We start from the raw sequence: 13,761 nt of genomic DNA, 5'->3' as shown, positions 1-13,761 counted from the left end.
AAATATGAGTTCTCAATTTACGACGCCTGTTGTTACTGAAATGCAGGTCATCCCGGTGGCGGGTCATGACAGTATGCTGATGAATCTGAGTGGTGCACACGCACCGTTCTTCACGCGTAATATTGTGATTATCAAAGATAATTCCGGTCACACCGGCGTAGGCGAAATTCCCGGCGGCGAGAAAATCCGTAAAACGCTGGAAGATGCGATTCCGCTGGTGGTGGGTAGAACGCTGGGTGAATACAAAAACGTTCTGACGCTGGTGCGTAATACATTTGCCGATCGTGATGCCGGCGGGCGCGGTTTGCAGACATTTGATTTGCGTACCACTATTCATGTAGTTACCGGGATAGAAGCGGCAATGCTGGATCTGCTGGGGCAGCATCTGGGGGTAAACGTGGCATCGCTGCTGGGCGATGGTCAACAGCGTAGCGAAGTCGAAATGCTCGGTTATCTGTTCTTCGTCGGTGATCGCAAAGCCACACCGCTGCCGTATCAAAGCCAGCCGGATGACTCATGCGACTGGTATCGCCTGCGTCATGAAGAAGCGATGACGCCGGATGCGGTGGTGCGCCTGGCGGAAGCGGCGTATGAAAAATATGGCTTCAACGATTTCAAACTGAAAGGCGGTGTACTGGCCGGGGAAGAAGAGGCCGAGTCTATTGTGGCACTGGCGCAACGCTTCCCGCAGGCGCGAATTACGCTCGATCCTAACGGTGCCTGGTCGCTGAACGAAGCGATTAAAATTGGTAAATACCTGAAAGGGTCGCTGGCTTATGCAGAAGATCCGTGTGGTGCGGAGCAAGGTTTCTCCGGGCGTGAAGTGATGGCAGAGTTCCGTCGCGCAACTGGCCTGCCGACCGCAACCAATATGATCGCCACCGACTGGCGGCAGATGGGCCATACGCTCTCCCTGCAATCCGTTGATATCCCGCTGGCGGATCCGCATTTCTGGACGATGCAAGGTTCGGTACGTGTGGCGCAAATGTGCCATGAATTTGGCCTGACCTGGGGTTCACACTCAAACAACCACTTCGATATTTCCCTGGCGATGTTTACCCATGTTGCCGCCGCTGCACCGGGTAAAATTACTGCTATTGATACGCACTGGATCTGGCAGGAAGGTAATCAGCGCCTGACCAAAGAACCGTTTGAGATCAAAGGCGGTCTGGTTCAGGTGCCGGAAAAACCGGGGCTGGGTGTAGAAATCGATATGGATCAAGTGATGAAAGCCCATGAGCTGTATCAGAAACACGGGCTTGGCGCGCGTGACGATGCGATGGGAATGCAGTATCTGATTCCTGGCTGGACGTTCGATAACAAGCGCCCGTGCATGGTGCGTTAAGACAGAAAACCAAAACCGGCTCTATCTGGAGCCGGCTTGAGACTGATGCTAAACGCAAAATAGCCTGTTGTGCTATGTATCAGGTCTACATCATTTTTTAATTCATTGAATTTAATTGGTTTTGTAGGCCGGATAAGGCGTTAACGCCGCATCCGGCATAAACACAGGCACTTTGTCACCAATCTGAAACCAGCGTCATAAAAAGCCGATTGCTACTCGACAAGACGTCCGTTACCCGAGAATTTTGCTGGCTTCGCGCGCTACATTATCCATCTCGTCCAACAGTTCCAGCAGCTCCGGCTCCAAATCTTCTTCTTTAGTACCGCTACGTAGCTGTTGTTCGATCAGTTGGCAGAGATTCTTCATACGCGGCACACCGCTATAGCCGCAACTGCCATGCAGTTTATGAATCAAATCAACCAGGCCTTCCGGGTTTTCTCCAACCAGCTGTTCCTCAACTTTGTTGCGAACTTCAGGCAGGAAATCGAGTAACATTTGCAGCATATCGCGCGCTAAATCGGTTTTTCCTGCTGCCTGGCGTAGTGCCAGTTGCCAGTCGAGGGTCGCATTCGGGTTCACCACAATTTCGTTGACTTCGGGCGTCACGACGCGAGAGGAAATACCGCTGCCAGGCTTGTAGCGCAACAACAAATTATGCAATCGCTCTTCTTCAATCGGTTTCGCCAGATAATCGCTCATCCCTGCGCCAAGCAGCTTCTCTTTTTGCCCGGCCATTGCATGCGCCGTTACCGCGATAACCGGCGTTTGTTGCTGATGGGGGAGCTGGTGGATGAGCTCGCAGGCCCGAATGCCATCCATGTCAGGCATTTGAATATCCATTAAGATCAAATCGAACGGCATCTGTTTCGCCCGTTCAACCGCCTGATGCCCGCTATCGCAAAGTTCCACATGTTGCACCATATCTTCCAGCAATGCGCCGATAAGTTTCAGGTTAGCGGGGTTGTCATCAACTGCCATGACTGTCATTGCCAGCTTGCTTTCATCGGTTACAGGCAAAAGCGTGTTTTGTTTGTGATGACAAAATTCCGTCAGGGCAGGCAACAGGCGCGTAGGTGTTAATGGTTTCAGCAGACACGCGCCGATACCATCTTGCTTGAGTTTTTCTGCATTGACTTGTGCATGGCAAGGAAGTGCCAGCATCAGGAAATCGGTCATCGATACCGCTTTCGCTAATCGCTCATGTTGCATTGTTAGCGGCTCGCGGAAGGTCACCGCGATGCCTAACAACATCATGTCGTAATGCGCGGGAGGCAGCGCGGAGAACGTTGGGCTATAAACCACTTCCAGCGGCGTTTCACTTAAAATATCCAGCGTGCATTGCGCTGCTGCGGAGTTTGGTTCGACATAGGCCAGGCGCTTACCGGCGAGGCACTGGGTGGATGGCCCTTCGATAATAATGTTCGGGTTCAGATCGAGATTAATGTGGAACCAGAAAGTTGAACCGCGATTCGGCTGGCTATGGAACGAAATATCGCCGCCCATTTCATTAACCAGTTTTTGTGTAATCACCAGCCCCAGACCGGTGCCACCATGACGGCGGGAAATACTGGCATCAGCCTGTCGGAAGGCCTGGAATAAGCGCGATTGATCGCGTTCAGGAATACCAATGCCGGTATCCCGAATCTGCACTTCAATCTGCACTTTGGTATTACTCAGCGCACGTTTTTCTACCAGAATATCAATGTTGCCATTCTCGGTGAATTTAATTGCATTCCCCACCAGGTTAGTGATGATTTGCTGTAATCGCAGTGGGTCGCCGATCACGTTATCAGGCACGTCGCTTTTAATATTGAGCGTCAGTTCCAACCCTTTATCGTGAGAAGAATGTGCCAGCAGAGTAACGACTTCATCCAGCGTGCTGCGTAGTGGGAATGGAATACTTTCCAGAATCAGCTTACCTGCTTCCAGTTTCGAGAAGTCGAGAACATCATTAATAATTGCCAGCAAATTATTTGCCGAACGTTCAATCGTATTCAGGTGATCGCGCTGCGTTGGTGTTAATTCTGTTTTCAGCGTCAGGCGGGTAAAGCCAATAACACCATTCAGTGGTGTACGCAGCTCGTGTGACATATTTGCCAGAAACTCGGATTTAATACGCGCCGCTTCCTGGGCGCGCTTTTTCGCCAGATCTAACTCAACGTTCTGAATTTCCATCTGCTCCAGCGTTTCACGCAGATCGGACGTCGCCTGGTCGATATTGTGCTGCATCTCTTCGTGATAAGCAGCCAGCGACATTGCCATCGAGTTGATACCGTTTTTCAGCATATCCAGCTCGCCGAGCATAAATCCTTCCACCCGGCTGTCGAGTTGCCCGCGACGGATGCGGTCGACGGTATTCACCATGTTGCGAATCGGACCGGTTACATCGCGCATTAAGCGCCAGCCAAAAATAAGCGCAATACCGATACAAAACAGCATCATCACGCTGGAAATAAAGATCTCTTTATATTGCTGCAAGCGAACCGATTTAAGATCCAGCTCCAGCGCAATATATCCCAACATATTTTGACTATTTTTGGCATCGCTACTGGGCGATTCGTCGGGGGAGTAACTCTCAGAAATAATCGGCGTGCGGAGGATCATAATATCGCCGTCACGAGTGACAGTGAGCTGGCGAGGAAACGGCACGTTGCTGCCGAGCTGCATTGATGAGGGATCAAGATGAAAATTGGAGGTGACAAAGAGTCGGTTATTTTCATCATAAACCGAAATCGCGCGAACAATATCGGAATGGCGACGATGCAGTACGCTTATTAACTGACCGATAGATTCGCGATTTTGCAGGCTCATGCCATATTCAGTAGAAACTGCAAGCGGCTCAATAATGCTGGCACCGGCATCTTCCAGTTGACGCTGCAAGTCGTTATAGCGATGCACGACGAAAAAGATACTCAGCAATAAACCAATAAGGACGGTCGGTGCCAGGATCAGAATCATCATGCGTGCGCGCAGGCTGTAGTTGGTCATGGAGTTCCGTTATGGGACAATTAAGGTCACACTGTTAAATTGAGAAAGTCTCGCCAATGGCGCAATTCTACTCTGCAAAACGACGCACGACGACGCGTCAGATCATAACCGTTTCAGTCAACGACCTCGACTCTTTTGGTCAGGGCGTGGCGCGACATAACGGCAAAACGTTATTTATCCCCGGATTATTGCCGCAGGAAAACGCGGAAGTTGCTGTTACTGAAGATAAAAAACAGTATGCCCGCGCTAAAGTCGTACGCCGGTTAAGCGATAGCCCGGAACGCGAAACACCACGCTGTCCTCATTTTGGCGTATGCGGCGGCTGTCAGCAACAACACGCCAGCGTGGATTTACAGCAGCGAAGCAAAAGTGCGGCACTCGCCCGATTAATGAAACACGATGTCTCTGAAGTGATCGCCGATGTTCCCTGGGGCTATCGCCGCCGCGCGCGTTTAAGTCTGAACTACTTACCGAAAACACAGCAACTTCAGATGGGGTTTCGCAAAGCGGGCTCCAGTGACATTGTCGACGTTAAACAATGCCCCATTTTAGTGCCCCAACTTGAAGCATTGCTGCCCAAAGTCAGGGCATGCCTGGGCAGCTTACAAGTTATGCGCCATCTTGGTCATGTTGAACTGGTACAGGCAACCAGCGGCACGCTGATGATTTTGCGCCATACCGCACCGCTAAGTTCGGCAGATCGCGAAAAACTGGAACGCTTTTCGCATTCTGAAGGCCTGGATCTGTATCTCGCCCCCGATAGTGAGATACTCGAAACCGTCTCTGGTGAGATGCCCTGGTATGACTCAAACGGGTTGCGCTTAACTTTTAGCCCGCGCGATTTTATTCAGGTCAATGCGGGTGTGAACCAAAAAATGGTAGCGCGTGCGTTGGAATGGCTGGATGTGCAACCTGAAGATCGCGTACTGGATCTGTTCTGCGGTATGGGCAACTTTACACTGCCATTGGCGAAACAAGCAGCCAGTGTGGTCGGTGTAGAAGGTGTTCCGGCGCTGGTGGAAAAAGGCCAGCAGAATGCGCGTCTTAATGGTTTACAGAATGTGACGTTTTATCACGAAAATCTTGAAGAAGATGTCACAAAGCAGCCGTGGGCGAAAAACGGCTTCGATAAAGTGTTGCTGGACCCGGCGCGAGCAGGTGCCGCAGGTGTTATGCAGCAAATTATAAAACTGGAACCTATTCGTATAGTTTATGTATCCTGTAACCCTGCAACGCTGGCTCGGGATAGCGAAGCGTTATTAAAAGCAGGATATACCATTGCGCGACTGGCGATGCTGGATATGTTCCCACACACGGGACATCTGGAATCGATGGTACTTTTCTCGCGCGTTAAATAGTTACGATTTGCCGATTTCGGCAGGTCTGGTCCCTAAAGGAGAGGACAATGGTTGCGGTAAGAAGTGCACATATCAATAAGGCTGGTGAATTTGATCCGGAAAAATGGATCGCAAGTCTGGGTATTACCAGCCAGAAGTCGTGTGAGTGCTTAGCCGAAACCTGGGCGTATTGTCTGCAACAGACGCAGGGGCATCCGGATGCCAGTCTGTTATTGTGGCGTGGTGTTGAGATGGTGGAGATCCTCTCGACATTAAGTATGGACATTGACACGCTGCGGGCGGCGCTGCTGTTCCCTCTGGCTGATGCCAACGTAGTCAGCGAAGATGTGCTGCGTGAGAGCGTCGGTAAGTCGGTCGTTAACCTTATTCACGGCGTGCGTGATATGGCGGCGATCCGCCAGCTGAAAGCGACGCACACTGATTCTGTTTCCTCCGAACAGGTCGATAACGTTCGCCGGATGTTATTGGCGATGGTCGATGATTTTCGCTGCGTAGTCATCAAACTGGCGGAGCGTATTGCTCATCTGCGCGAAGTAAAAGATGCGCCGGAAGATGAACGTGTACTGGCGGCAAAAGAGTGTACCAACATCTACGCACCGCTGGCTAACCGTCTCGGAATCGGACAACTGAAATGGGAACTGGAAGATTACTGCTTCCGTTACCTCCATCCAACCGAATACAAACGAATTGCCAAACTGCTGCATGAACGGCGTCTCGACCGCGAACACTACATCGAAGAGTTCGTTGGTCATCTGCGCGCTGAGATGAAAGCTGAAGGCGTTAAAGCTGAAGTGTATGGTCGTCCGAAACACATCTACAGTATCTGGCGCAAAATGCAGAAAAAGAACCTCGCCTTCGATGAGCTGTTTGATGTGCGTGCGGTACGTATTGTCGCCGAGCGTTTACAGGATTGTTATGCCGCACTGGGGATAGTGCACACTCACTATCGCCACCTGCCGGATGAGTTTGACGATTATGTCGCTAACCCGAAACCAAACGGTTATCAGTCTATTCATACCGTGGTTCTGGGGCCAGGTGGCAAAACCGTTGAGATCCAAATCCGCACCAAACAGATGCATGAAGATGCAGAGTTGGGTGTTGCTGCGCACTGGAAATATAAAGAGGGCGCGGCAGCTGGCGGCGCACGTTCGGGACATGAAGACCGGATTGCCTGGCTGCGTAAACTGATTGCGTGGCAGGAAGAGATGGCTGATTCCGGCGAAATGCTCGACGAAGTACGCAGCCAGGTCTTTGACGACCGGGTGTATGTCTTTACGCCGAAAGGTGATGTCGTTGATTTGCCTGCGGGATCAACGCCGCTGGACTTCGCTTACCACATCCACAGTGATGTCGGACACCGCTGCATCGGGGCAAAAATTGGCGGGCGCATTGTGCCGTTCACCTACCAGCTGCAGATGGGCGACCAGATTGAAATTATCACCCAGAAACAGCCGAACCCCAGCCGTGACTGGTTAAACCCAAACCTCGGTTACGTCACAACCAGCCGTGGGCGTTCGAAAATTCACGCCTGGTTCCGTAAACAGGACCGTGACAAAAACATTCTGGCTGGGCGGCAAATCCTTGACGACGAGCTGGAACATCTGGGGATCAGCCTGAAAGAAGCAGAAAAACATCTGCTGCCGCGTTACAACTTTAATGATGTCGACGAGTTGCTGGCGGCGATTGGTGGCGGGGATATCCGTCTCAATCAGATGGTGAACTTCCTGCAATCGCAATTTAATAAGCCGAGTGCCGAAGAGCAGGACGCCGCCGCGCTGAAGCAACTTCAGCAAAAAAGCTACACGCCGCAAAACCGCAGTAAAGATAACGGTCGCGTGGTGGTCGAAGGTGTTGGCAACCTGATGCACCACATCGCGCGCTGCTGCCAGCCGATTCCTGGAGATGAGATTGTCGGCTTCATTACCCAGGGGCGCGGTATTTCAGTACACCGCGCCGATTGCGAACAACTGGCGGAACTGCGCTCCCATGCGCCAGAACGCATTGTTGACGCGGTATGGGGTGAGAGCTACTCCGCCGGATATTCGCTGGTGGTCCGTGTGGTGGCTAATGATCGTAGTGGGTTGTTACGTGATATCACGACCATTCTCGCCAACGAGAAGGTGAACGTGCTTGGCGTTGCCAGCCGTAGCGACACCAAACAGCAACTGGCGACCATCGACATGACCATTGAGATTTACAACCTGCAAGTGCTGGGGCGCGTGCTGGGTAAACTCAACCAGGTGCCGGATGTTATCGACGCGCGTCGGTTGCACGGGAGTTAGGCAGAAATTTGCTCGTATCTACAATGTAGATTGATATATACTGTATCTACATATGATAGCGGTTTGAGGAAAGGGTTATGATCCACAGTAGCGTAAAGCGTTGGGGAAATTCACCGGCGGTGCGGATCCCGGCTACGTTAATGCAGGCGCTCAATCTGAATATTGATGATGAAGTGAAGATTGACCTGGTGGATGGCAAATTAATTATTGAGCCAGTGCGTAAAGAGCCCGTATTTACGCTTGCTGAACTGGTCAACGACATCACGCCGGAAAACCTCCACGAGAATATCGACTGGGGAGAGCCGAAAGATAAGGAAGTCTGGTAATGGTAAGCCGATACGTACCCGATATGGGCGATCTGATTTGGGTTGATTTTGACCCGACAAAAGGTAGCGAGCAAGCTGGACATCGTCCAGCTGTTGTCCTGAGTCCTTTCATGTACAACAACAAAACAGGTATGTGTCTGTGTGTTCCTTGTACAACGCAATCAAAAGGATATCCGTTCGAAGTTGTTTTATCCGGTCAGGAACGTGATGGCGTAGCGTTAGCTGATCAGGTAAAAAGTATCGCCTGGCGGGCAAGAGGAGCAACGAAGAAAGGAACAGTTGCCCCAGAGGAATTACAACTCATTAAAGCCAAAATTAACGTACTGATTGGGTAGTGTTACTAACTCACTTCTATTCTGGTCACAGGTTTCCACCTGACAGACCCGCAATTTTCAGGACAATTCAATGAATCAAATCGACCGTTTGCTCACTATTATGCAGCGCCTGCGCGATCCGGAAAACGGCTGCCCGTGGGATAAAGAGCAGACATTTGCCACCATTGCGCCTTACACCCTTGAAGAAACCTACGAAGTGCTGGACGCCATCGCCCGTGAAGATTTTGACGATCTTCGCGGTGAACTGGGCGATCTGCTATTCCAGGTGGTGTTTTACGCGCAAATGGCTCAGGAAGAAGGGCGCTTTGACTTTAATGATATTTGCGCTGCTATTAGCGATAAATTAGAGCGTCGCCATCCGCATGTTTTTGCTGACAGTTCTGCCGAAAACAGTAGTGAAGTGCTTGCCCGTTGGGAGCAAATCAAAACCGAAGAGCGCGCGCAGAAAGCGCAGCATTCGGCGCTGGACGATATTCCTCGTAGTTTACCGGCTTTAATGCGGGCGCAAAAAATCCAGAAACGTTGCGCCAACGTTGGCTTCGACTGGACAACGCTTGGCCCAGTGGTTGATAAAGTCTACGAAGAGATCGACGAGGTGATGTACGAGGCACGGCAGGCTGTTATCGACCAGGCTAAACTGGAGGAGGAAATGGGCGACCTGCTGTTTGCCACGGTTAATCTGGCTCGCCATTTAGGGACGAAAGCAGAAATCGCATTGCAAAAAGCGAACGAAAAATTCGAGCGTCGTTTTCGCGAAGTGGAGCGTATTGTTGCCGCGCGTGGACTGGAAATGACAGGTGTTGACCTCGAAACAATGGAAGAAGTCTGGCAACAGGTAAAACGGCAGGAAATTGATCTCTAAGGGAATTACGCGGTCAAGCGCGATTTGTGTCATTTTTTAAATGACAAGCGCTTGATTTGCGTCAAAAACATTTACCCCAAAGGGGCTATTTTCTCACTCCTGATTTCAATAGTGCGCTGGCGAAGAGGAGGGATAATGAAAGTTTGTGGCACAGGTCATGTTCGGGTATACTGCTTTCCCGTCCTGGTTATTCCATCGTCTTTTCAACCTAACTTCTCAGGTTCAGCATGACAACGAACTATATTTTTGTGACCGGCGGGGTCGTATCCTCTCTGGGTAAAGGCATTGCCGCAGCCTCCCTCGCAGCCATTCTTGAAGCCCGTGGCCTCAATGTGACCATCATGAAACTGGATCCGTACATCAACGTCGATCCAGGTACTATGAGCCCAATCCAACACGGGGAAGTGTTCGTTACTGAAGACGGCGCTGAAACCGACCTGGACCTGGGGCACTACGAGCGTTTCATTCGTACCAAAATGAGCCGCCGCAACAACTTCACCACGGGTCGTATCTACTCTGACGTTCTGCGTAAAGAACGCCGCGGTGACTACCTCGGCGCAACCGTGCAGGTTATTCCGCACATCACTAACGCAATCAAAGAGCGCGTGCTGGAAGGTGGCGAAGGTCATGACGTAGTACTGGTAGAAATCGGCGGTACAGTAGGTGATATCGAATCCTTGCCGTTCCTCGAAGCGATTCGCCAGATGGCTGTTGAAATTGGCCGTGAGCACACTCTGTTTATGCACCTGACGCTGGTGCCGTACATGGCAGCGTCTGGTGAAGTCAAAACCAAACCGACTCAGCACTCTGTAAAAGAGCTGCTCTCCATCGGTATCCAGCCTGACATCCTGATTTGTCGTTCAGATCGCGCTGTTCCGGCGAACGAACGTGCGAAGATTGCATTGTTCTGTAATGTTCCGGAAAAAGCGGTTATTTCTCTGAAAGACGTCGATTCCATCTATAAAATTCCGGGCCTGTTGAAATCTCAGGGGCTGGACGATTATATTTGTAAACGATTCAGCTTAAACTGCCCGGAAGCGAATCTGTCCGAATGGGAACAGGTTATCTTCGAAGAAGCGAACCCGGTAAGTGAAGTCACCATCGGTATGGTCGGCAAGTACATTGAACTGCCGGATGCTTATAAATCAGTGATCGAAGCACTGAAACACGGTGGGCTGAAGAATCGTGTCAGCGTCAACATCAAACTGATCGATTCACAAGATGTTGAAACGCGCGGCGTTGAAATCCTTAAAGGTCTGGACGCAATCCTCGTACCTGGCGGTTTCGGCTATCGTGGCGTAGAAGGCATGATTACGACCGCGCGTTTTGCGCGTGAGAACAATATTCCTTATCTGGGCATTTGCCTGGGTATGCAGGTGGCGTTAATTGATTACGCTCGCCATGTTGCCAACATGGAGAACGCCAACTCTACGGAATTTGTGCCAGACTGTAAGTACCCGGTTGTGGCGCTGATTACCGAGTGGCGCGATGAAAACGGCAACGTTGAAGTTCGTAGCGAGAAGAGCGATCTCGGCGGTACCATGCGTCTCGGCGCACAGCAGTGCCAGTTGGTTGACGATAGCCTGGTTCGCCAGCTGTACAATGCGCCGACAATTGTTGAGCGTCATCGTCACCGTTACGAAGTCAACAACATGCTGTTGAAACAGATTGAAGATGCAGGTCTGCGCGTTGCGGGCCGTTCCGGGGATGATCAGTTGGTCGAGATCATCGAAGTTCCGAATCACCCGTGGTTCGTGGCTTGCCAGTTCCATCCGGAGTTTACTTCTACTCCACGTGATGGTCACCCGCTGTTTGCAGGCTTTGTGAAAGCCGCCAGCGAGTTCCAGAAACGTCAGGCGAAGTAAGTAAAAAAGTTAGAACGGCAACGCGTACCCTGGGTACGCGTTGTTTGTCTGGAGTTTCAGTTTAACTAGTGACTTGAGGAAAACCTAATGTCCAAAATCGTAAAAATCATCGGTCGTGAAATCATCGACTCCCGTGGTAACCCGACTGTTGAAGCCGAAGTACATCTGGAGGGTGGTTTCGTCGGTATGGCAGCTGCTCCGTCAGGTGCTTCTACTGGTTCCCGTGAAGCTCTGGAACTGCGCGATGGCGACAAATCCCGTTTCCTGGGTAAAGGCGTAACCAAAGCTGTTGCTGCGGTAAACGGCCCGATCGCTCAGGCGCTGATTGGCAAAGATGCTAAAGATCAGGCTGGCATTGACAAGATCATGATCGACCTGGACGGCACCGAAAACAAATCCAAATTCGGCGCGAACGCAATCCTGGCTGTATCTCTGGCTAACGCCAAAGCTGCTGCAGCTGCTAAAGGTATGCCGCTGTACGAGCACATCGCTGAACTGAACGGTACTCCGGGCAAATACTCTATGCCGGTTCCGATGATGAACATCATCAACGGTGGTGAGCACGCTGACAACAACGTTGATATCCAGGAATTCATGATTCAGCCGGTTGGCGCGAAAACTGTGAAAGAAGCCATCCGCATGGGTTCTGAAGTTTTCCATCACCTGGCAAAAGTTCTGAAAGCGAAAGGCATGAACACTGCTGTTGGTGACGAAGGTGGCTATGCGCCGAACCTGGGTTCCAACGCTGAAGCTCTGGCTGTTATCGCTGAAGCTGTTAAAGCTGCTGGTTATGAACTGGGCAAAGACATCACTCTGGCGATGGACTGCGCAGCTTCTGAATTCTACAAAGACGGTAAATACGTTCTGGCTGGCGAAGGCAACAAAGCTTTCACCTCTGAAGAATTCACTCACTTCCTGGAAGAACTGACCAAACAGTATCCGATCGTATCTATCGAAGACGGTCTGGACGAATCTGACTGGGACGGTTTCGCATACCAGACCAAAGTTCTGGGCGACAAAATCCAGCTGGTTGGTGACGACCTGTTCGTAACTAACACCAAGATCCTGAAAGAAGGTATCGAAAAAGGTATCGCTAACTCCATCCTGATCAAATTCAACCAGATCGGTTCTCTGACCGAAACTCTGGCTGCAATCAAGATGGCGAAAGATGCTGGCTACACTGCAGTTATCTCTCACCGTTCTGGCGAAACTGAAGACGCTACCATCGCTGACCTGGCTGTTGGTACTGCTGCAGGCCAGATCAAAACTGGTTCTATGAGCCGTTCTGACCGTGTTGCTAAATACAACCAGCTGATTCGTATCGAAGAAGCTCTGGGCGAAAAAGCACCGTACAACGGTCGTAAAGAGATCAAAGGCCAGGCATAAGACTGACTTTATCTGATTTAAAAATGCCAGCCTCCGGGCTGGCATTTTTTATGGTTGAGTTACCAGCGGCCGGATGCGCCGCCACCTCCAGAAGAACCGCCCCCGCCGCTAAATCCGCCGCCACTTGAGCCTCCACCGGAACCGCTGTTGTCTGAATGATAACTTTTACCTGATGCTCTTTTCTGAAGTACACATAAACAGGTAAAGACCATAAATATGGTGAAAGTAAAAAAGAAGGAAAATACAGCAATGGAAAAAATTTTATCGGAGAACAGGAATAAATCTAAAAGATAGATTGCTGAAATACAGACTCCACTTTTACATGCGCGACAAAAATTACTGCCTTGATGAAAAAACCAGAAAGGGAAGAACATCACTGCAAATACCCAAAAAATAGCAAAGTAATAATGATCACTGGAAGACGCTGATTCACTTTCTGAAGGATTAGTCGGATATTGGTGTTGTGAAGTGAGTTGGCTATTCAAAGCGTTTATAGCTAGCTCTAATCCCTGAGCAAATTTTTGTTGTTTAAATGCGGGTATCATGTTGCTACGGATGATATCTCCAGCCAGAGCATCGGTTACCTTTTCTTCCAGCCCATAACCTACCTGGATGCGGACAGTACGATCTGACCAGGCAACAATGATCAGTATCCCATCATTACGTTTGGCATCTCCTAAACGCCAATTGTCAAAAACTCTTGTAGCATATTGTTCAATTGTCTCGTCTTTGGTTGTGGGAACAATTAATACAGCAATTTGCACTTGGGTATTATTGAAAATAGATTCTAACTTGTGCGTCAGTTCTTTCTTTTCTTGTGAGTTTAAGCTACTCGTAAGATCCGTAACTTGTTGCTGTAATTGTGGGACAATAGTTGGTTGGGCTGCAACAAAGGAACATACGAAAGTGAACATTAGTATGAAATAGCGCATTATAAATTTCTCATTAAATCTGGATAAATAAATTGACGGCGGCATCGGTAATTTTAGATTCGTTATCATTAAAAACTAATAC

General features: G+C 50.2%; 10 protein-coding genes and 1 pseudogene. 8 read left to right on the top strand and 3 right to left on the bottom strand.

Annotation, left to right across the window (positions count from 1 at the left end; genetic code table 11):
* Positions 1 to 4 precede the first annotated feature (4 nt).
* A complete protein-coding gene (gudD, locus tag E0D98_RS08920; RefSeq protein WP_000098271.1) occupies positions 5 to 1,345 on the top strand; it encodes a glucarate dehydratase in 1,341 nt (446 codons plus the stop codon).
* 231 nt (positions 1,346 to 1,576) lie between these two features.
* On the opposite strand, the gene barA is transcribed toward gudD, so the two are convergent.
* A complete protein-coding gene (gene barA / locus E0D98_RS08915) occupies positions 1,577 to 4,333 on the bottom strand; it encodes a two-component sensor histidine kinase BarA (protein ID WP_000186450.1) in 2,757 nt (918 codons plus the stop codon).
* 56 nt (positions 4,334 to 4,389) lie between these two features.
* On the opposite strand from barA, the gene rlmD reads away from it, so the two are divergent.
* From rlmD to eno, 7 genes are all read left to right on the top strand, one after another.
* The gene (gene rlmD, locus E0D98_RS08910) at positions 4,390 to 5,691 is read left to right on the top strand and encodes a 23S rRNA (uracil(1939)-C(5))-methyltransferase RlmD (protein WP_000046800.1); all 1,302 of its coding nucleotides are present in this window, start codon (positions 4,390 to 4,392) and stop codon (positions 5,689 to 5,691) included.
* 47 nt (positions 5,692 to 5,738) lie between these two features.
* Positions 5,739 to 7,973: a GTP diphosphokinase gene (relA, locus tag E0D98_RS08905; protein ID WP_000226815.1), complete on the top strand. Its 2,235-nt coding sequence runs from the start codon at positions 5,739 to 5,741 to the stop codon at positions 7,971 to 7,973.
* A gap of 77 nt (positions 7,974 to 8,050) precedes the next feature.
* Positions 8,051 to 8,299, top strand: coding sequence for a type II toxin-antitoxin system antitoxin MazE (mazE, locus tag E0D98_RS08900; RefSeq protein ID WP_000581937.1), 249 nt, complete (start codon positions 8,051 to 8,053; stop codon positions 8,297 to 8,299).
* The gene (gene mazF / locus E0D98_RS08895; protein ID WP_000254738.1) at positions 8,299 to 8,634 is read left to right on the top strand and encodes an endoribonuclease MazF; all 336 of its coding nucleotides are present in this window, start codon (positions 8,299 to 8,301) and stop codon (positions 8,632 to 8,634) included. The genes mazE and mazF overlap by 1 nt, the downstream gene beginning before the upstream one ends.
* Positions 8,635 to 8,704: 70 nt before the next feature.
* A complete protein-coding gene (gene mazG, locus E0D98_RS08890; RefSeq protein WP_001071643.1) occupies positions 8,705 to 9,496 on the top strand; it encodes a nucleoside triphosphate pyrophosphohydrolase in 792 nt (263 codons plus the stop codon).
* 227 nt (positions 9,497 to 9,723) lie between these two features.
* On the top strand, positions 9,724 to 11,361 hold the full coding sequence (gene pyrG / locus E0D98_RS08885) for a CTP synthase (glutamine hydrolyzing) (protein ID WP_000210878.1): 1,638 nt from the start codon (positions 9,724 to 9,726) through the stop codon (positions 11,359 to 11,361).
* A gap of 87 nt (positions 11,362 to 11,448) precedes the next feature.
* Positions 11,449 to 12,747: a phosphopyruvate hydratase gene (gene eno, locus E0D98_RS08880; protein WP_000036723.1), complete on the top strand. Its 1,299-nt coding sequence runs from the start codon at positions 11,449 to 11,451 to the stop codon at positions 12,745 to 12,747.
* Between the two features lie 59 nt (positions 12,748 to 12,806).
* On the opposite strand, the gene E0D98_RS08875 is transcribed toward eno, so the two are convergent.
* Complete coding sequence (locus E0D98_RS08875) at positions 12,807 to 13,679, bottom strand: YgcG family protein (RefSeq protein ID WP_001268452.1); 873 nt, start codon at positions 13,677 to 13,679, stop codon at positions 12,807 to 12,809.
* Positions 13,680 to 13,692: 13 nt separating this feature from the next.
* Positions 13,693 to 13,761, bottom strand: a pseudogene (locus E0D98_RS27840) (hypothetical protein); the annotation flags it as partial.

This window comes from Escherichia sp. KCJ4928 (assembly GCF_004352695.1).
In the GTDB taxonomy this organism is placed as follows: Bacteria; Pseudomonadota; Gammaproteobacteria; order Enterobacterales; family Enterobacteriaceae; genus ECMA0423.
Note: the sequence above shows the minus strand (reverse complement) of the source record. Positions and strands in the feature narration are given on the sequence as shown.

Coding starts and splice junctions, on each gene's coding strand:
- E0D98_RS08875 (WP_001268452.1), bottom strand. CDS start 13,679: ATGCGCTATTTCATACTAATGTTCACTTTCGTATGTTCCTTTGTTGCA.
- mazG (WP_001071643.1), top strand. CDS start 8,705: ATGAATCAAATCGACCGTTTGCTCACTATTATGCAGCGCCTGCGCGAT.
- mazF (WP_000254738.1), top strand. CDS start 8,299: ATGGTAAGCCGATACGTACCCGATATGGGCGATCTGATTTGGGTTGAT.
- rlmD (WP_000046800.1), top strand. CDS start 4,390: ATGGCGCAATTCTACTCTGCAAAACGACGCACGACGACGCGTCAGATC.
- eno (WP_000036723.1), top strand. CDS start 11,449: ATGTCCAAAATCGTAAAAATCATCGGTCGTGAAATCATCGACTCCCGT.
- relA (WP_000226815.1), top strand. CDS start 5,739: ATGGTTGCGGTAAGAAGTGCACATATCAATAAGGCTGGTGAATTTGAT.
- gudD (WP_000098271.1), top strand. CDS start 5: ATGAGTTCTCAATTTACGACGCCTGTTGTTACTGAAATGCAGGTCATC.
- pyrG (WP_000210878.1), top strand. CDS start 9,724: ATGACAACGAACTATATTTTTGTGACCGGCGGGGTCGTATCCTCTCTG.
- barA (WP_000186450.1), bottom strand. CDS start 4,333: ATGACCAACTACAGCCTGCGCGCACGCATGATGATTCTGATCCTGGCA.
- mazE (WP_000581937.1), top strand. CDS start 8,051: ATGATCCACAGTAGCGTAAAGCGTTGGGGAAATTCACCGGCGGTGCGG.